Genomic DNA, 18737 nt, shown 5'->3' with positions numbered 1-18737 from the left:
TCCGCGCCACGAGATTAGGTCACGTTCCGCGTGTCCGGAGCGACGACTGCCGGAAACGACCGTGACCCGGGCGTGATGTTTCCGCGGGCAAGCATACTCAGAGCCGGACATGAGGTGGAATATCATTCGCTGAACTCTTTCTGGCTTCCTGACTGATTTCCCAGGTCAGGCCTGATGCTCAGGGCCGCGGCAAGACAGGCCAGAGGTACGGCCGGCAACACGTACCGATAGTCGAACTCCGCCGCCGCGGCCGGTGTGATCAGCAACACAACGGCCACTGACCAGGGCACCAGCCAGGACGGAGCGCCCGCGAGGCGCTCTGCCTTACGCCTACGGGCGATCGCCGCCACGGGAGGCACCAGGAGGACCACCAGGAGCACCGGGCCGGGCAGCCGCGCCATGCTCTGGTAGGCCCTCAGCCATCCGGCGTAGGGCTCGACGATCTCCGTGCCGATCGCACCTTGCTCATAGAGCTTGGCATACTCCGCGCCGACCTGCGCGGGATAGCGGCCAGGTGGTCCCGGTGGGGTCACCGGAAACTGGTAATAGCTGTAGACCTCCTGGTCCGGATAGACCGCCCGGTCCCAGCGGAACGTGCGGCCCAGCTCGGTCAGGACGGAGCCGGCGTAGTCGAGCGGCTGCTTGACGATCGCCAGCATCGCGAACCTGGCCGCCAGGTCGTCGTTCTCCTTCGTGAACGTGATGCCCGGCAACATCACCAGAGGCGCGTCTTCGGCCCAGATGTACTCCTGGGACGGCGGGCGCTGCTCGGGCGGGCGCGGGTCGCACAGGACCTTCAGGTCCGGCGGCGGGTTCATCTTGGCGCAGTCGGCGAACGACATCGTGCGGGCGTACAGGAAGGCGCCGTTCGCGCCTACGAGGCCGACCCGCTGGTAGGTGGCGTAGAACCAGGCTCCGTAGGCGACGATGGGCACCAGGGCGGCCGCCACCAGCACCCCGGCGAGCCTGATCCGCCTGCGCAGGACGAACCAGGCCGCGAGCACGACGATGAGCGGCTGGCCGACGGTCCTGGTCAGCGTGGCGGCGGCGAGCAGCAGCCCGATGGCGGCGACCGTGCTCGTCCGTTGCGTCGTGCACAGCGCCACGGCGGATACGACCAGGAACATGAACAACGTGTCGGAGACCAGCAGGTGCTCCAGCTCGACCTGGTACGCGTCGAGCAACACGGGCACCGTGGCCAGCGTCGCCGCCCACTTGGGAGCTTTCCTGGCGACCCGGTAGATCAGCACGCCGGTGCCCAGCCCCAGCAGGTGCTGCGCCGCCGCCACCACGGCGAAGGAATGGAACGGCTCCAGCAGCGTGATGAACATCGAGTAGCCGGCCGGACGCACGAGGTCGGGGCGGGGTTTGAAGACGGTGACGATGTAGGTGTAGGAGTCGGGGAACCACAGGGCCGGGCGGTAGCCCAGCATGGCCAGGGCACGCAGGAGCGTGCCGAGAGCGAGCACCCCGAGGAACCACCGGTGCCGCCGCGCGACACCGGCCCACCGGCGCCCCGCGACACCGGCCCACCGGCCGCTCGGCGCGGGCTCGGCCGCGCGGACCGCTGACGTCACCTGCCCGTCCTCCTGCATCTCCGGCACGTCGCGTACGCTACCGGCCGGCACACGGAGCCCGCGCCACGGGACGTTGGATACGCTCGCTCACCGATGGAACTCGATCGACCCGGCCGGGTGCTCGCCGCGCTCTCGGTGGTGCCCGCGCTCGCCGTGGCGGGCTGGTTGCTGGCCGGGCTGCCGTTGCTGCTGCTCGGCCGGTTCGCGCCGCTGCCCGCGCTGCTGCTCGGCGTGCCCGCCGCCGCGCTGCTGTGCTGGGCCGGGACGCGGCGGATCGGCAAGGTGGCCGAGGCCACGGTGTGGCAGGTCGCCGGGGTGGTGGCGGTCGCGGCGGCATCGGCCGCGTTCAACGTGGTCATGCACAGCGAGCAGCTGATCGTCAGGCGCGACCCGGCCACCTACGCGCAGTACACCGCCTGGATCGCCGGCCATGGGGCGCTGCCCGTTCCCGTCCAGCCGGAGGCGTTCGGCGGGGTCGACCCTTCGCTGGACTTCGTCAGCGTCGGGCTCTACGGCGCGGACGGAGGGGTGGTGCCCCAGTTCATGCCGGGGGCGCCGATGTTGTTCGCGCTCGGCCACTGGCTCGGCATGCCGTTCGCGATGCCGGCCGTGCTGGGCGGGCTGGCCGTGCTCACGGTGGCCGGGGTGGCGGCACGGCTGGCCGGGCCCCGGTGGGCGGTGCTCGCGGCGCTGGCGTTCGCGGTGAGCCTGCCGATCCTCTACACCTCGCGGACCACGTTCAGCGAGATCCCGTCGCTGATCCTGCTGTTCGGCGGGCTGGCGCTGGCGCATGACGCGCTCGACCGGCCGGGCTGGGCGCGGGGGCTGCCGGCGGGGCTGGTGTTCGGGCTGGCCGTGCTGGTCAGGGTCGACGGGCTGCGTGACGTGCTGCCGGTGCTGGTGTTCGCGGGGCTGCTGATCGCGATGCGGCGGAGCTCGCGCCTCTCCCGGCCGCAGGGGGCGCTGGGGTTGCCGCTGCTGATCGGGCTGGTGGCCGGGGCCGGGCTCGGGATGCTGGCGGGGTACCTGCTGGCTCGCCCGTACCTGTCCTACTTGTCCGGCTCGGTCAGGCCGTTGTTGTTCATCTGCGGCGGGGTGCTGCTGCTCATCGGGATCGGCACGGCCGCCGCGCCGCTCCTGGCCAGGATCCGGTTGCCCGGATGGGCGCCGTCGATCGGGGCGGGGCTGGTGGTGCTGCTCATGGCGGCCCTGTACGCGCGGCCGTGGCTGCAGACCGTGACCCGCGTCCCGGTCACGTCCGAAGACTGGCGCACCTTCAGGATGATCGAGCAGATCCAGCTGGCCAACGGCCTGCCCGCGGACGGCCGTCGGCTCTACTTCGAGGACTCCCTGCACTGGGTCGTCTGGTACGTCGGCCTCCCCGTGGTGATCCTGGCCACGATCGCGGCGGCCGTGCTCGTCCGCAGGCTGCTGCGCGACGGCACGCCCTTCGACTGGCTGCTGCCGCTCGCGGTCGTGGGCTGGACCACCGTCACCACGCTGCTGCGGCCCGAGATCACCCCCGACCACCCGTGGGCCGCCCGCCGCCTGGTCCCCATCGTGATCCCGGGGCTGATCCTGCTCGCCACGTACACGCTGAGCCGCCTGCGCACCACGCGCTGGTGGGTGACGGCGGCCGCCGCCCTGGTCGTGCTCGTGCCGCCCGCCGTGACCTCGATCGGCACCGCCTTCACCCCGGTCGAGCGGGGCGAGGCGGCCGCGGTCGAGGCGATGTGCGCCGACATCCCGCCCAACGCGTCCGTGCTGATCGTCGAACGGGTGACCGGCGACCGGTTCACCCAGCTCATCCGCGGAATGTGCGACCGCCCGGCCGCGGAGGTGGTGCGGAACGGGGCGGACACCGCGCCCGAGGCCGACGTACGCCGCCTGATCGACCGGATTCGCGCGGCCGGCCGCGTTCCCGTCGTGCTGGCCGCCGAGGCCGCGCAGGTCGCGCCGTACGGGCCGGCCGAGCAGGTGATGACGCTGGTCACCCGTCAGGACGAGCGCTCGCTCCTGGACGCCCCGAACGGTACGTGGACGTTGCGGGTCAACGTGTGGATGGCCGTCGCTGGGTGAAGAGATCGGCCTGATGTGGAGCCGGCCTTAAGGTGGGCAGAGTAACCTCGACCCCCGTGAGCACGCTTGAGACCCCCAAGAGTGGACCTGCTGTGGAAGAAGCGCCGTACGTCACCATCGTCCTGCCCTGCTACAACGAGCAGGATCACGTCATCGACGAAGTCGAGCGCATCACGAGGGCCATGGACTCGAGCGGCTACACGTACGAGCTCCTCGCCATCGACGACTGCTCGACCGACCTGACCCTCGCCCGGCTGCAGGAGGCCGCGTCGAGCTACCCGCACCTGCGCGTGCGCGCCTTCCACCGCAACGGCGGCGCCGGCACCGTGCGGCGCATCGGGACACAGGAGGCCAAGGGCGAGATCGTCGTCTGGACCGACGCCGACATGACCTACCCCAACGACCGCATCCCCGAGCTGGTGCAGATCCTGGACAAGGACCCGGCGATCGACCAGGTGGTCGGCGCGCGCACCAGCGAGGAGGGCTCGCACAAGCTGCTGCGGGTGCCCGCCAAGTTCGTGATCCGCAAGGTCGCGGAGAAGCTGGCCGGGCAGAAGATCCCGGACCTCAACTCGGGGCTGCGGGCCTTCCGCAAGCAGGTGGCCAGGCCCTACCTGCGGCTGCTGCCCCCCGGGTTCTCGTGTGTGACGACGATCACACTGTCGTTCCTGTCCAACCAGCACGACATCTACTACCTGCCGATCGAGTACGCCAAGCGGGCCGGCAAGTCGAAGTTCAGCTTCGTGTCCGACGCCTACCGCTACATCCTGCAGGTGTTGCGGATGATCATGTACTTCAACCCGCTCAAGGTGCTGATGCCGCCCGCGTTGTGGCTGGTCGGCATCGGGTTCGTGAAGGGTGTCTGGGACATGGTCCAGCACCCGTTCTACTTCCCGGCCAACACCGTCATGATCTTCCTGTCCGGGATGCTCATCGGGTCGGTGGCGCTGCTGGCCGACCTGATCGTGCGCTCGCGGGGAGAGTAGGCACGTGCGGATCGCGATCGTCGGGCCGACCTATCCGTACAAGGGCGGAGGGGCGCAGCACACCACCGAGCTGGCGCACCGCCTGGCAGCGCTCGGGCACGACGTGGTGATCGAGTCGTGGCGGGCGCAGTACCCGTCGTTCCTCTATCCGGGGCAGCAGACGATCTCCACGCCCGAGGGCACGCCCTATCCGAAGACCGTGCGCAGGCTGGACTGGCGGCGGCCGGACGGGTGGGTGGCGGCCGGGCGGAGGTTGAGGTCGGCCGACCTGGTGGTGCTGGCCGTGCTGAGCCCGGTGCAGGTTCCCGCGTACCTGGGGATTCTGTACGGGATCTCGCGGAAGACCCGGACGATCGCCCTCTGCCATAACGTTCTGCCGCACGAGCGGAAGCCCTACGACGAGCCGCTCATGAAGGCCCTGCTGAAGCGGGTCGACGGCGTGCTGGCCCACTCCGAGCAGCAGGCCGGGCTGGCCGGAGGGCTGACGGGCAAGCCGGTCAGCGTGGCGGCGTTGCCCCCGCACCTGCCGTCCACCACCGCCGAGCGCTCGTCGCAGGTGCACCGGCGGTTGTTGTTCTTCGGCATGGTCCGCCCGTACAAGGGGCTGGACCTGCTGCTCAGGGCGCTGCCTGAGGGGATCTCGCTGACCGTGGCGGGCGAGTTCTGGGGCGGGCTCGACGAGACGAAGGCGCTGATCGACGAGCTGGGCATCGGCGACCGGGTGGAGCTGCGGCCCGGCTACGTCGCCGCCGAGGAGGTGCCCAGGCTGTTCGCCGCGGCCGACGCACTCGTGCTGCCCTACCGGAACGCGACCGCCAGCCAGAACGTCTGGCTGGCCCACGAGCACGGCGTCCCGGTGATCGCCACCCGGGTGGGCGCGCTGGCCGACCACGTCACCGACGGCGTGGACGGGCTGCTCGTCGAGCCGGGCGACGCCGGCGCGCTGCGGGCCGCGATCGAACGGTTCTACGCCTCGGGGGAGCCTGAGAGGTTGCGGTCGGGGGTCAAGGCCGTCGATGCCGAGCCGTTCTGGTCGGCGTACGCGGGGACGCTCTTGGGGATCTGACGGCCGAGCAGGAACGAGATGCCCGCCGCCGTCGCGTCCGCCAGCGTGAACGCCAGCCGCGACACGATCGCCACCGCCAGCGCGGGTGCGGTGCCGATGACCGGCCCGAGCACGAGCACCAATGCGCCCTCTCTGATCCCGACGCCCGCGGGCACCACGACGGTGAGGATCCCGGTGGCCCAGGCGAACGCGTAGGCGCCGGTCGCGATGATGTACAGATCAGCGCGGCCGCCGAGCAGCCAGATGTGGACGCCGTAGACGAACCAGCCGAGGGTGGTCCACGCCACCGCGACGACCACGGTCCGGCCGGGCAGCACACTCTCCAGCGGCTCCTTGCGCGCGATGCGCAACGCCAGGTTGAGCCCCCAGGTGAGCACCTTGGGATGCAGGCACGCGGCGATCACCGGGACGAGCAGCACCAGATACCAGGCCTGGCGGACCGCGTCCAGCGTCCAGAGCGTGGCGGCCGCGATCGAGATCGCCACCCCGATGTTGATCACCAGGCCGAGCGAGATCGTCGCGAACGTGCGCCGCGGCGGGCTGCCGTGGTCCCGGCCCAGGTCCATCATCGCCGCGTACGCCCACACCGCGCCCGGGATGTACTTGCCCAGCTGGCCCACGAACATGATCCGCCCGGCGATCCGCAGCGGCACCCGTGTGCCCAGCCCCGCCAGGATCTCCCGCCAGGCCACCAGCATGAAGAACTGGCCGAGCAGCACCGCCACGAAGGCCCCGAGCACCGCCCACGGTGACATCGCGGCCACGGCGGCGGTGGTCTCGTCCCAGTTCTTCGCCAGCCCGTACCCCAGGAAACCGAGTGCGGCCAAGGCCAGGACGACGCGCAGCAGCCGACGGAGCATTCGCTCAGGCTACGCGCGGTTCGCCAGGTAAAGCCAGACGACAGCCGCGACGAGCGCCACCGCGGCCAGCACGGCCAGTGTGATCTTGAGTGCGCTGTACGGCCGGTCGCCCTGGACCTCACCGTTCACACCGTTGATCAGCACTTGGTACGTCTTGCCGCCGTACAAGTAGTTCCCGATCCACACCGGCAGCAGGACCAGCTTGAACGTGACCTGCGAGTAGCTCGTGTTCACCGAGGAGACCCGCTGCTCGTCGCCGCCGATGTCGCGGCGGCAGTCGCCGTGGATGACCCCGGCCATGACGGTCTTGGCCTGCTCCATTCCGGCCTGCGGTTCGGTGTCGTAACGCAGGGAGTGGTGCCCGGCCACGTAGCCGGGGTCGAACGGGACGGCGCGTTCCAGCGGCCAGGGCTGCAGCTTGCCCAGCTGCTCCCCGGTCACCTGTGTCGTGGCGGCGACCAGGACGTCGTCGAAGTTACGCGCCACCCGGCCGCCGGCCGGGTGCCAGCGGGTGCGCCTTTCGCGTCGGGTCCTGCTCTCGCCGTTGACCGTGTACCTCTTGGTGACCCAGTAGTGCTCGCCGCGCTGGCCGACGTAGTCGGAGACCGTGGCCGCGTCGAACGTCCAGTGCGGCAGGTACGTGCTCTTCATGGTCTCCGCCTCGGTGACCTTCTTGAGGCGGTTCGGGGCGAACCAGCGGGTCCTCACCCAGATGCGCAGGGCGTTCCTTGCGCCGCTCCGGTCCAGGCCGAACGGGAGCACGGCCTCGGGGGCGATCTGGGTGTCGTACGCCGTGTCGGCGACCAGGGCGGTGCCGCAGAACTGGCACGCCTTGGAGATCGCGTCGCTCTCCGTGCGGGCGGCGCAGCCCGGACAGGTGAACTGGTTCGGGGCGAGGGTGTGGACGCGGGGTTTGGCCAGGAAGGCGTCGTAGGCGTGCTCGCGCACCTGGCGTGTCGGCGGGGCGATGTTCTGGCGCCGGCCGCAGTACGGGCACTGGAGGGTCGTCGTGCCGGGGGCGAAGGTCACGCTCGCTCCGCAGCCCGCGCACGGCTGCGCCGGAGTGCCATGGGCCTGCGGCGTGTGGGTGGTCACCGGGGGGTCCTTTCGGGCGTGCTCAGGCGGGCGGCAGCGGCGGCGGCGTGTCGCGCAGCAGGGGGGCCAGCTCGGGAACGTCCCGCGCGGGCATCCACTGCGGCATCCCGGACCGCCAGACGAGCACGTCCGGGGTCAGGCCTGCGGCAGGCAGGGCCGCCTGGTCGAACGGTCCGCGCCGCTCGCCGCCGGCACCGAGGTACCACTGGGGGAGTGGCGGCGGGCCCTGTGGCGTCAGGGCGGCGGCCATCTGCTGACCGGCGGCGATGCCCATGCCCAGGCCCATGCCCTCGGCGGCGCCGCCGCTGTTCTCCAGCGCGTTGGCCGCCTGGAAGCGCGCGTAGTCCCCGAGGTCACCGACGATCCCCATCTGCGACCGCTTGTCCAGCGCCCGCTCCACCTCTTCCGGCAGCGAGATGTTCTCGATCGTGAAGGTCGGGATCGCGATCCCCACCCCGGCCAGGTCGGCCGTCAGGACCTCCGCCAGCCGCCGCCCCATCTCGTGCTGGTTGGCGGCCAGGTCGAGCACCGGCACGCCGGCCGTGCCGAGCGCGTGGGCGAGCCGGCCCACGACCATCTGGCGCAGGTAACCCTCCACCTCCTCGGTGCGGAACTGCGGATCGGTCCCGGCCAGCTCCCGCAGCAGCGCACGCGCGTCCGTGACCCGGGCCGCGTACGCCCCGAACGCCCGCAGCCGCACCGGCCCGAACTCCGCGTCCCGCACCATCACCGGGTTCTGCGTGCCCCACTTGAAGTCGGCGAACTGGCGGGTGCTGACGAAGTACACCTCGGCCTTGAACGGCGACTGGAAGCCGTACTTCCAGCCCTTCAGGGTGGACAGGATCGGCAGGTTCCGGGTCTCCAGCGTGTACGTGCCCGGCGCGAACGCGTCGGCGATCTCGCCCTCGTTGACGAAGACCGCGACCTGCGACTCGCGGACCACGAGCCGGGCACCCATCTTGATCTCGTTCTCGTGGCGGGGAAAACGCCAGACCAGAGTGTCCCTGCTGTCGTCGAGCCACTCGACGATGTCGATGAATTCGCCCCGGATCTTGTCGAACAACGCCACTTCGCCCCCGTACGTCCTTCTCGTGCCAGGGCGGCCACCGTACCAAAGCGAGTCGGCGGTGAGATGGGTACTGTGGGGCCCCGTGGGGAAGCAACGGCTCGCGCAGCTCGAATACTCGGAGTTCCAGTCCGCCATGCTCGACGAGGAGAAACGGCGGCGGAAGGCAGCGAAGATCATCGCTGTGCTGGAGCACTTCCGCGGGCCGCTCGGCGGGCTGACCGTGGCCGACGTGGGCTGTTCGGCCGGGTTCATCGCCGACGAGCTGGCGCTGGCCGGGGCCGAGCACACGATGGGCATCGACATCGACGTGCCGGGGCTGCGTAAGGCGGCCGAGCGGTTCGGGGAGCGGGTGGCGTTCGTGTGCGGCGACGGCACCGCGCTGCCGTTCCCGGACGACTCGATCGACGTGCTGGTGTTCAACCACATTTACGAGCACGTGGTCGACCCGGACGCGGTGGTGGCCGAGATGCACCGGGTGCTCTCCGACGACGGGGTGCTCTACTTGGGGCTCGGCAACCGGCTCGGGGTGATGGAGCCGCACTACAAGCTGCCGTTCCTGTCCTACCTGCCGCCTGCGCTCGCCGATCGCTACGTGCGGGCGTTCGGGCGGGCCGATCATTACTACGAACGGTTCAGGACGCGGCGCGGGCTGCGCAAGATGCTCAGGGCCTTCCACGTGTGGGACTACACGTTCCCCGTGCTGGCCACGCCGACCAGGTTCGCCGGTGGTGAGCTGTTCCCCGGGCTGCCGGGGCAGGTGGTGAAGGCCGCACTGGCCAGGATGCCGCGGGCGGTGCTCAGGCTGCTGCTGCCGGTCGTGCCGACGTACCTGTGGGTCGCCACCAAGACCCCGAGGCCCCCCGCGGGCGCGGCACTGCCGCAGCCGCCCGAGCGGCTCCGCCCCCTGTGAGTGAGCATCCCCGTGAGGCGGCTCTTGCCGGCGGTTCCGCCGATGAGGGCGTCGTGAAGCCGGCTCGCCCCGGCCGGTCGCTGGCGAAGAAGCTCGTTCGGGTCGGGTTCCTGCTCGTCGCGCTCGGGTTCGGCGGGTGGGCCGTGGCGTCGCAGTGGGACGCCGTGCTCGCCGGGTTCGCCCGGCTGTCCTGGCCCGCGCTGGCCGGGTCGCTGGTCGCCGTGGTCGCCGCGCTGCTCGGGGCCATGCTCACCTGGCGCACCCTGCTGGCCGACCTCGGCTCGCCGCTGCCGCTCAGGCCCGCGGCCAAGGTGTTCTTCGTGGGCCAGCTCGGCAAGTACATCCCCGGCACCGTCTGGCCCATGCTCGCCCAGATGGAGATGGGCCGCGACCTCGGCGTGCCGCGCTCGCGCAGCGCGGCGGCGTTCTTCCTGATGATGCCCATCCAGCTCGCCACCGGCCTGCTGGTGACGCTCGGCACGCTCGGCTGGGACAAGTACGGCTGGCTGCTGCTGCTCATCCCGCTGCTGCTGGTCCTGCTCGAGCCCAAGGTCATCAACGCCGTGATCACGTTCGGACTGCGGCGGCTCAAGCGGGAGCCGCTCGAACGCCCGCTCACCCGGCGCGGCATGCTGACCGCGCTCGGCTGGGCGCTGGCCGGCTGGACCGCCTACGGCGTCCACCTCTACTGCATCGCCCCGCAGGGCGGCCTGCTGTTCGCCGTCGGCGCCTTCGCGCTGTCGTGGTGCCTGGGCATCATGACCTTTGTCGTCCCGGCCGGCGCGGGCGTGCGGGAGGTCGCGATGGTCGCGGTGCTGGCCCCCCAACTTGACCGTGGCTCCGCAATTGCGGTCGCCCTTTCCTCCCGCATTGTCATCGTCATAGGGGATCTGATCTGCGCTGGCCTGGCGGGAATTGCGGCGCGTCGCGACTCGGTGTGATTTGCCACACGTTTTAGGGGAGGCTGGTCATAAGCTGAACTTTAGAGGGGGACGACCAGTCCCACGTTGATCTTGAGGGGAGAAGATCTTCGTATGCCTCGTGTGCTCGTCGACGCAGCGGCCGTCCCCGCGGACCGCGGCGCGTTGATCAGATATGTGGACGGGCTCGTGGCAGCCCTCCACGGGGCCGGCGCCGACCTCGCCGTCGTGTGCCAGCGGGCCGAAGCGGATCGATATCGGCGGCTGGCGCCCTCGGCCGATGTGCTTTCCGGTCCCGTCGCGATCACCAACAGAGGCGCCAGACTCGCCTGGGAGCAGACCGGACTGCCGTTACTCGCCCGCCAGGCCGGGGCCGACGTCATCCACGCGCCCTACTACTCCATCCCACTCAGCTCGGGTGTGCCGACCGTGGTGACGGTGCATGACGCCACCTGGTTCACCGAGCCGGACCAACTCAGTTCGCGGGCGTCGTTCTTCCGCTCGGCCACCCGCACCGCCGTACGCCACGCGCAGCGCGTGATCGTCCCGTCCAAGGCGACACGGGACGAGCTCGTCCGCGTGCTGGCCGCCGACCCGACCCGCATCGACGTCGCCTACCACGGCGTCGACCTGGCGCAGTTCCACCCGCCGAGCGAGGAGGAGATCCGCCGGGCCGCCATGCGGTGCGGGCTGCACGGCCAGCCGTACGTGGCGTTCCTCGGCAACCTGGATCCTCGCAAGAACGTTCCCAACCTCATCCGCGGTTTCGCCTCCGCCGTGAAACGGCTCGAGAAGCCGCCCGCGCTGGTGATCGGCGGTGGTGTGCACGAGGACGACGTGGACGCCGCCTGTCGGGAGGTGGAGGCCACGGTCAAGGTCGTGCGGCCCGGCTACCTGCGCGCGCCCGACCTGCCCGGGTTCCTCGGCGGGGCGCTCGTGGTGGCCTTCCCGTCGCGCGGCGAGGGGTTCGGCCTTCCCGTGCTCGAGGCCATGGCCTGTGGCGCGCCCGTACTGACCACACATCGCACCTCGCTACCCGAGGTGGGCGGGGATGCCGTGGCCTACACTGAGCCGGACGCGGACAGCATCGCCGCGGCACTCGGGGAGTTGCTCGCCTCCGCGGAACGGAGAAAACAACTGCAGGAGGCGGGGCTGGCAAGAGCACGTGAATTCACGTGGGACGCCTCGGCCGAGGCGCACCTCAGCTCTTATCAACGCGCCATCGAATAGTTCGATAACCTCACTGAGTGATGGAGAGCTCTTTGCCAGACCTCGAGGCGATCCTCCTGGTCGGGGGGCAGGGCACGCGCCTGCGTCCGCTGACACTGGGCACGCCCAAGCCGCTGCTGCCAACCGCCGGAGTGCCGTTCCTGGCCCACCAGCTCGCCCGGGCGCGATCGTTCGGCGTACGCCGGATCGTGTTCGCGACCTCGTACAAGGCGTCCATGTTCGAGCCCGCCTTCGGTGATGGGGCGGCCTTCGGGCTCTCGCTTGAATACATCACGGAGGAGACCCCGCTCGGCACCGGCGGGGCGATCCGCAACGCCGCCGAGGCGCTCACCTCCGGCCCGGCCGACCCCGTGCTCATCCTGAACGGCGACATTCTGTCCGGACACGACATCGAGCACCAGGTGCGCATGCACCTCGCGCGGCGGGCCGCTGTAACGCTCCATTTGACCGAAGTGGAGGATCCCACCCGATTCGGGTGCGTGCCGACCGACGAGAGCGGGCGGGTCACGGCGTTCCTGGAGAAGACCCCCAATCCGGTGACCAACCGGATCAACGCCGGATGCTACGTCTTCACCCGGTCGGTGATCGACTCGATCCCGAAGGACCAGATCGTGTCCGTGGAGCGGGAGACGTTCCCGGGGCTGATCGAGTCGGGGCAGCTCGTGCTCGGGTACGCCGACCGTACCTACTGGCTCGACGTCGGCACGCCCGCCGCGTTCGTGCAGGGCTCGCGGGATCTGGTGCTGGGACGGCTGGACTCGCCCGCGCTGCCGGGTCCGACGGGCGAACACCTGGCGCTCGCCGGGGCGCGGGTCTCGCCCGAGGCCAAGGTCCAGGGGGGCACGGCGGTCGGCGCGCGGGCGGTCGTCGAGGCCGGGGCCACCGTGGTCGGGTCGGTGCTGAGCGACGACTGCGTCATCGAGGCGGGCGCATCCGTGATCGACTCCGTGGTCGGCAAGGGGGCGCGGGTCTGCGCGGGCACGGTGGTGCGTGACGCGGTGATCGGCGACGGGGCCATCGTAGGGGCCGGGAACGAGTTGCAGAACGGCGTACGCATCTGGCCGGGCATCGAGCTGCCCGAGCGCGCGATGCGCTATTCCAGCGACGTCTGACGTCCTTCCGCGCCACCAGGGCTCCTCGCCGGCGGGGCTCCTCGACCCTTCCGGCCCGAACGCTTGAGCGGGTGGGGCAGACTGGATCGGTGATGGAGCGCAGGTGGGCGCCCGAGGGGCCGCTGGACGTAGGGCTGGCGTTGTCGCCGCACAAGCGCGGCAGCGGCGATCCCGCCTGGCGGCAGACGCCCGACGGGGCCGTGTGGCGCACCACCAGGACGCCCGACGGCCCGTGCACGCTCAGGGTGAGCGTCACGGGCGGCTGCGTGTACGGGCAGGCGTGGGGGCCGGGAACGGAGTGGGCGCTGGAGGCGTTGCCGGCGCTGCTCGGGGCTGACGACGACCTTTCCGGATTTATCGTCAAGCATGAGCTCCTGGCGGACGTTGTCCGGAAAAATCCGGGGGTGCGGATCGGGCGGACCGGCCGGGTCATGGAGGCTCTCGTGCCCGCCGTGCTGGAGCAGAAGGTCGTCGGGCGGGAGGCGTGGCGGGCCTGGCGGTGGCTGCTCACCCGGTACGGCGAGCCCGCGCCCGGCCCGGCGCCCCAGGGCATGCGGGTGATCCCCGAGCCCGCGGTGTGGCGGCAGATCCCGATCTGGCACTGGCACCGCTCGGGCGCCGAGGCCGTACGCGCCAGGACCATCGCGACCGCCGCCTGGCACGCCGACAAGCTGGAGGCCGCCAAGACCACGCAGGAGCTCGACCGGCTGCTGCGGGCCCTGCCGGGGATCGGCGTGTGGACGTCCGCCGAGATCCGCCAGCGCGCCCTGGGCGACCCCGACGCCGTGAGCGTGGGCGACTTCCACCTGGCCAAGATCGTGGGATACGCCCTGACCGGGGAGAAGACCGACGACCCTGGGATGTTGCGGCTGCTGGAGCCGTACGAGGGGCATCGGCACCGCGCGACCGTGCTCATCACCCTCTCGGGACTGCGCCCGCCCGCGCGCGGGCCGCGGATGCCCGCCCGGGACTACAGGTCCTTCTGAGCGGGCCCTGGGTGCGGGCGGCGAACCCAGCTCGTCGTACTGTGCCCCTATGGATCTGGTCAGTGATTCCGCGCTCCGCCGTGCTCTCGCCCGCGCCCGCGACGGCAAGAGCCTCGACGTCACCGAGGCGACCGTACTGTTGCACGCCCGTGGCACGCACCTCGACTCCCTCCTGGAACACGCCTCGCGCGTGCGCGACGCCGGACTGGAGGCGGTCGGCCGGGCCGGGATCATCACCTACAGCAGGAAGGTGTTCATCCCGCTGACCAGGTTGTGCCGGGACCGGTGCGGATACTGCACGTTCGCGACCGCGCCGCACAAGCTGCCCTCGCCGTACCTGAGCCCCGACGAGGTGCTGGAGATCGCCAGGCAGGGGGCGGCGATGGGGTGCAAGGAGGCGTTGTTCACGCTGGGGGACCGGCCCGAGGACCGCTGGCACCAGGCCCGCGAGTGGCTCGACGCGCACGGGTACGACGACACGCTGTCGTACGTACGGGCCATGGCGATCAAGGTGCTGGAGGAGACCGGGCTGCTGCCGCACCTCAACCCCGGGGTGCTGAGCTGGCGTGACCTGCAGCGTTTGAAGCCCGTCGCGCCGTCGATGGGCATGATGCTGGAGACGACGTCGCGGCGGCTGTTCGAGGAGAAGGGGCAGCCGCACTACGGCTCGCCCGACAAGGACCCGGCGGTGCGCCTGCGCGTCCTCGAGGACGCGGGGCGGACCAACGTGCCGTTCACGACGGGGATCCTGATCGGGATCGGGGAGACCGTCCAGGACCGGGCCGAGTCGATCTTCGCCATCCGGCGGGTGGCCCGCGAGTACGGCGGCATCCAGGAGGTCATCGTCCAGAACTTCCGCGCCAAGCCCGACACCGCCATGCGCGGCCTGCCCGACGCCGACCTGCAGGAACTGGCCGCCACCATCGCCGTGGCCCGCCTGGTCCTCGGGCCGCGCGTCCGGCTCCAGGCGCCGCCGAACCTGGTGGACGCCGAGTACGAGCTCATGATCCGGGCCGGGATCGACGACTGGGGCGGGGTGTCGCCGCTGACCCCCGACCACGTCAACCCCGAACGGCCGTGGCCGCAGATCGACGACCTCGCCGCCCGTACGGGGGAGGCGGGGTTCCGGTTGCGGGAGCGCCTGACGATCTATCCGGAGTACGTGCTGGCGGGGGAGCCCTGGCTGGACCCGCGCCTGACCGCCCACGTGGCCGCCCTGGCCGACCCGGCCACTGGGTTGGCCCGGGAGGATGTGGTTCTTGAGGGCCGCCCGTGGCAGGAGCCTGACGGCGGCTTCGCCGCCTCGGGGCGGGTGGATCTGCACGTCGAGGTGGACACGTCGGGGCGCACCCATGACCGGCGGGACGACTTCGACCACGTCTACGGCGACTGGGACGCCTTGCGCGACCGCCTCAGCGCCTCAGACACCCCCTCTGAGGGCGCCGTGTCCGGGACTGCCGTGTCTGAGGGCGTCGTGCCTGAGGAGGCCGCGTCCGGGCCCGCGTCTGCCGGTGGCGGTGCGACGGGTGCCGGGGCCGGTGGGCGGAGTGCGGTGGCCGGCTGGGCGGCGGCCGGCGCCGGTGGTCGTGGGGTGGCCGGGGAAGTGTGGCAGGCGCTCAGGAGGGCTGAGGCGGATCCCGCGGGTCTGACCGATGACGAGGCCGTTGCGCTGCTCAGCGCGGAGGGGGAGGCGCTCGATGAGCTGGCCGCCCTTGCCGATGCGCTCAGGAAGCAGGCCGTGGGCGAGGACGTGACCTACGTCGTCAACAGGAACATCAACTTCACCAACGTCTGCTACACCGGCTGCCGTTTCTGCGCTTTCGCGCAGCGCCGCACCGATGCCGACGCGTACACGCTGAGCCTCGACCAGGTGGCCGACCGGGCGCAGGAGGGATGGGAGGCCGGGGCGACCGAGGTGTGCATGCAGGGCGGCATCCACCCCGACCTGCCCGGCACCGCGTACTTCGACATCGCCAGGGCCGTGAAGGCGCGCACCCCGGACATGCACGTGCACGCGTTCTCGCCGATGGAGGTGATCAACGGGGCAAGCCGGACGAACATGTCCATCCGGGACTGGCTGGAGGCGGCCAAGGACGCGGGCGTCGACTCACTGCCCGGGACGGCGGCGGAGATCCTCGACGACGACGTGCGCTGGGTGCTGACCAAGGGCAAGCTCCCGACGCAGGAGTGGATCGAGGTCATCACGACCGCGCACAAGGTCGGCATCCCGACGACGTCCACCATGATGTACGGCCATGTCGACACCCACCTGCACTGGGTCAGGCACATCAAGCTGATCAGGCGCCTGCAGGAGGAGACCGGCGGGTTCTCGGAGTTCGTGCTGCTGCCGTTCGTGCACACCAGCGCCCCCATCTACCTGGCCGGCATCGCCCGCCCCGGCCCCACGGCCCACGAGAACCGGGCCGTGCACGCGCTGGCCAGGATCCTGCTCCACGGCGCGATCGACAACATCCAGTGCTCGTGGGTGAAGCTCCGCGACGACCTGTGCCGTCAGGTGCTCCAGGGCGGCGTGAACGACCTCGGCGGCACGCTGATGGAGGAGACGATCAGCAGGATGGCCGGCTCGGAGAACGGCTCGTACAAGACCATCAGCGAGCTGCGCGCGATGGTCGAGATCACCGGAAGGCCGGTGCGACAGCGCACCACCGAGTACGGCGTCCCGAGCCCCGAACGCCTCCAGGCGTCCCAGGCGAGCGACGGTGTCTGCCAGAGCGTCCGGAGGGTGCTCCCGATCGCCCAGTTGTAACATGTTCTAACAACGGCTTGCGTTGGCTATGGCAGACGCTGGGAGAATCGTCACTCCCCTGGAGAGAGGTTCACCGTGCGGTTGGGTCGACACCGCGCCGCGCTCTCCCCTGAGCAGCGACGCAGTAAGGCGCTGCAGCGCGGCATGCTGGCGGGGCTTACGGCCGTGGCCGTCGCCGTCGGCGCCGTCGTCGTGGTGTTCGGCGGTGTGGGCACGCTGTGCTCCACACGAGAGCCTGTTCTGGTCAGTGTTGCGGCCGCGGTCGACGTGGCGCCCGCCGCCATGGAGGCGGCCGGGCGGTTCAACGACACGAAGACGTCGGTGGGCCGCCGGTGTGTGCTGGTCCAGGTGACCGAGCATGCGCCGGCCACCGTCCTGCGCACGCTGATCGGCGATCGGGCGGGCGTGCTGCGCGAGCGGCCCGACGGCTGGATCGCCGACTCCTCGGCCTGGATCAGGCTGGCCCGCCAGCAGGGCGCGAGCTCGCTGCCGGCGGGGGAGAGCGTGGTGGCGACCTCGCCGCTGGTGTTCGCGACCCGCTCGTCGCTGGCGCAGCGCTTCTCCGTGGGCAAGACCGAGATGAACTGGCGGATGGTCTTCCCGTCGACCGTGCGCGGGCGGCTGACGCCCACCGACAATGAGCCCGACGTCGTACGGGTGCCGGACCCGTCGCTGGCCGGCGCGGGCATCGCGACCGTGGCCGCCGCCAGGGACGTCGTCGGCACGGGGCCGGAGGCGGACAAGGCGCTCACCGCGTTCGTCCGGTGGGCGCAGGCCGGCTCGGCGCCCGACTACCGCAGCATGCTGGAGGCGGTCGACGACCGCGCGTTCTGGCAGCGGCCGGTGGTCATCGTCCCCGAGCAGTCGGTCTGGAACCACAACCTGCGGCCCTCCGCCGACCCGGTCGTCGCGTTGCACCCGCGCGAGGGCACGATCAACCTCGACTACCCGTACGTCGTCACCGCCGCCGACCCCACGGTGGCCGAGGCGTCGACCGCGTTCGCCGAGTGGCTGAAGGGGCCGCAGGCGCAGGAGATCGTGCGGCGGCAGGGGTTCAGGTCGGGCGACGGCCACCAGGGGCCGATCTCGCCGGGGCCGGAGATTCCCCAGGCGGTGCCGAAGACCAGGTCGTCGGTGTCGCCGCAGGACATCGACGAGGCGCTGCGGGCCTGGAGCCGGCTCGCCCCGCCGACCAACATCCTCGTGCTGGCCGACACCTCCAAGCACATGGCCGAGCCGCTGAAGGGCAGCACCCGGGTCAGGGTGGCGCTGGACGCGGCCAAGATCGGGTTGCAGCTGTTCCCCGATTCCACGCACATGGGGTTGTGGGAGTTCGCGGACGGGCTGGGGCAGATCAAGGATTACCAGGAGCGCGTCGGGCTCGGGCCGATCAACCAGCCGGAGAGCGGTCAGGTGATCCGCAGGAGCCGCCTGGGTGAGATGACCGCCACGATCGCCGCCCATCCGGGGCGGGACAGCTCGTTGTACGGCTCGATTCTCAGCGGGTTCCGGAAGGTCGCCGGGGAGTACCGGGAGGAGATGAACAACACGCTCCTGGTGATCACGGCGGGCAAGGACGACGGCAAGGGCACCAGCTTGACGCAGCTCCTTGAGGTGCTGCGGCGGGATTGGAAGCCGGATCGGCCCGTGCAGATCGTCATCATCGCCTTCGGGGCGGATGCGGATCGGGCAAGTCTGGGGCAGGTCGCGGCGGCCACCAACGGGTCCCTGCATGTGGCGCAGGAGTCCGGGGAGATCATTGACGTCTTCCTCGCCGCGCTGGCCCGGCGGCTGTGCCACCCGACCTGCAAGCCCACTGCCTGAGCCCGCGGCCGGGTCCTTCGGGGGCTGGGCACAGGGGAGGACCGTATTTCGCGCCGGGTCGTGCGGAAGGGGGGCGCCTGGGCGCCCCCCTTCGCGTCATGGTCAGAGGCGTTGCCAGAGGGCCGGGACGTTCGGGGGCTCCCAGCCGGCGAGTGACGTGTGCGCCTGGATGCAGCGGTAGCTCACGCCGTTGTACGTCACCGTGCTGCCGACCGCGTACGCGACCCCGGCCCGCCACGTGCCCGAGGGGGTGGTG

The 18737-nt window shown here is 71.0% G+C and carries 15 protein-coding genes; 10 read left to right on the top strand and 5 right to left on the bottom strand.

The features are described 5' to 3' along the window. Window positions 1-122: 122 nt before the first annotated feature. Window positions 123-1595, bottom strand: a complete 1473-nt coding sequence (locus tag ETD86_RS26205; RefSeq protein ID WP_246148194.1) for a hypothetical protein — start codon at window positions 1593-1595, stop codon at window positions 123-125. Window positions 1596-1670: 75 nt separating this feature from the next. Here ETD86_RS26205 and ETD86_RS26200 point away from each other — a divergent pair, with 75 nt between their 5' ends. Genes ETD86_RS26200 through ETD86_RS26190 form a run of 3 tightly spaced genes read left to right on the top strand, consistent with a single transcriptional unit; the run spans window position 1671 to window position 5708 of the window. Next, window positions 1671-3656, top strand: coding sequence for a glycosyltransferase family 39 protein (locus tag ETD86_RS26200; protein ID WP_138668820.1), 1986 nt, complete (start codon window positions 1671-1673; stop codon window positions 3654-3656). Window positions 3657-3712: 56 nt separating this feature from the next. Then, window positions 3713-4642, top strand: a complete 930-nt coding sequence (locus ETD86_RS26195) for a glycosyltransferase family 2 protein (protein ID WP_170223272.1) — start codon at window positions 3713-3715, stop codon at window positions 4640-4642. 4 nt (window positions 4643-4646) lie between these two features. Then, window positions 4647-5708: a glycosyltransferase family 4 protein gene (locus tag ETD86_RS26190; RefSeq protein WP_138668819.1), complete on the top strand. Its 1062-nt coding sequence runs from the start codon at window positions 4647-4649 to the stop codon at window positions 5706-5708. On the opposite strand, the gene ETD86_RS26185 is transcribed toward ETD86_RS26190, so the two are convergent. Genes ETD86_RS26185 through ETD86_RS26175 form a run of 3 tightly spaced genes read right to left on the bottom strand, consistent with a single transcriptional unit; the run spans window position 5609 to window position 8732 of the window. Then, window positions 5609-6568 (bottom strand): lysylphosphatidylglycerol synthase transmembrane domain-containing protein, encoded by a 960-nt coding sequence (locus tag ETD86_RS26185; RefSeq protein WP_138668818.1) that lies wholly within the window; start codon window positions 6566-6568, stop codon window positions 5609-5611. The genes ETD86_RS26190 and ETD86_RS26185 overlap by 100 nt on opposite strands. A gap of 9 nt (window positions 6569-6577) precedes the next feature. After that, window positions 6578-7663, bottom strand: coding sequence for a TFIIB-type zinc ribbon-containing protein (locus tag ETD86_RS26180; protein ID WP_138668817.1), 1086 nt, complete (start codon window positions 7661-7663; stop codon window positions 6578-6580). A gap of 22 nt (window positions 7664-7685) precedes the next feature. Further along, entirely contained in the window at window positions 7686-8732 is a 1047-nt protein-coding gene (locus ETD86_RS26175) for an SPFH domain-containing protein (RefSeq protein WP_138668816.1), read from the bottom strand. 82 nt (window positions 8733-8814) lie between these two features. Between ETD86_RS26175 and ETD86_RS26170 the strand changes: the two genes are divergently transcribed. From ETD86_RS26170 to ETD86_RS26140, 7 genes are all read left to right on the top strand, one after another. Continuing rightward, the gene (locus ETD86_RS26170) at window positions 8815-9642 is read left to right on the top strand and encodes a class I SAM-dependent methyltransferase (RefSeq protein ID WP_138668815.1); all 828 of its coding nucleotides are present in this window, start codon (window positions 8815-8817) and stop codon (window positions 9640-9642) included. 53 nt (window positions 9643-9695) lie between these two features. After that, the gene (locus ETD86_RS26165) at window positions 9696-10583 is read left to right on the top strand and encodes a lysylphosphatidylglycerol synthase domain-containing protein (RefSeq protein WP_246148186.1); all 888 of its coding nucleotides are present in this window, start codon (window positions 9696-9698) and stop codon (window positions 10581-10583) included. Between the two features lie 93 nt (window positions 10584-10676). Next, on the top strand, window positions 10677-11792 hold the full coding sequence (locus tag ETD86_RS26160; protein WP_138668814.1) for a glycosyltransferase family 4 protein: 1116 nt from the start codon (window positions 10677-10679) through the stop codon (window positions 11790-11792). Between the two features lie 32 nt (window positions 11793-11824). Next, window positions 11825-12904 (top strand): mannose-1-phosphate guanylyltransferase, encoded by a 1080-nt coding sequence (gene manB, locus ETD86_RS26155; protein ID WP_246148184.1) that lies wholly within the window; start codon window positions 11825-11827, stop codon window positions 12902-12904. A 92-nt stretch (window positions 12905-12996) separates the two neighbouring features. Beyond that, window positions 12997-13890 (top strand): DNA-3-methyladenine glycosylase family protein, encoded by an 894-nt coding sequence (locus ETD86_RS26150; protein WP_138668836.1) that lies wholly within the window; start codon window positions 12997-12999, stop codon window positions 13888-13890. A 49-nt stretch (window positions 13891-13939) separates the two neighbouring features. Further along, window positions 13940-16657: a bifunctional FO biosynthesis protein CofGH gene (locus ETD86_RS26145; protein WP_138668813.1), complete on the top strand. Its 2718-nt coding sequence runs from the start codon at window positions 13940-13942 to the stop codon at window positions 16655-16657. A gap of 75 nt (window positions 16658-16732) precedes the next feature. Beyond that, window positions 16733-18481, top strand: coding sequence for a substrate-binding and VWA domain-containing protein (locus tag ETD86_RS26140; protein WP_246148182.1), 1749 nt, complete (start codon window positions 16733-16735; stop codon window positions 18479-18481). 102 nt (window positions 18482-18583) lie between these two features. Here ETD86_RS26140 and ETD86_RS59655 read toward each other — a convergent pair. Next, window positions 18584-18737: carbohydrate-binding protein (locus ETD86_RS59655; RefSeq protein WP_342779306.1), on the bottom strand; the 154-nt coding region annotated here is incomplete at its 5' end.

Source organism: Nonomuraea turkmeniaca (assembly GCF_005889735.1).
GTDB classification, from domain to species: domain Bacteria; phylum Actinomycetota; class Actinomycetes; order Streptosporangiales; family Streptosporangiaceae; genus Nonomuraea; species Nonomuraea turkmeniaca.
The sequence above is the reverse complement of the archived record's forward strand: the minus strand, read 5'-3'. Positions and strand labels throughout refer to the sequence as shown.

What these genes read in the sequence shown, in the direction of transcription:
- ETD86_RS26205 (WP_246148194.1), bottom strand. Translation starts at nt 1,595, where the DNA reads ATGCAGGAGGACGGGCAGGTGACGTCAGCGGTCCGCGCGGCCGAGCCC.
- ETD86_RS26200 (WP_138668820.1), top strand. Translation starts at nt 1,671, where the DNA reads ATGGAACTCGATCGACCCGGCCGGGTGCTCGCCGCGCTCTCGGTGGTG.
- ETD86_RS26185 (WP_138668818.1), bottom strand. Translation starts at nt 6,568, where the DNA reads ATGCTCCGTCGGCTGCTGCGCGTCGTCCTGGCCTTGGCCGCACTCGGT.
- ETD86_RS26160 (WP_138668814.1), top strand. Translation starts at nt 10,677, where the DNA reads ATGCCTCGTGTGCTCGTCGACGCAGCGGCCGTCCCCGCGGACCGCGGC.
- ETD86_RS26150 (WP_138668836.1), top strand. Translation starts at nt 12,997, where the DNA reads ATGGAGCGCAGGTGGGCGCCCGAGGGGCCGCTGGACGTAGGGCTGGCG.
- ETD86_RS26145 (WP_138668813.1), top strand. Translation starts at nt 13,940, where the DNA reads ATGGATCTGGTCAGTGATTCCGCGCTCCGCCGTGCTCTCGCCCGCGCC.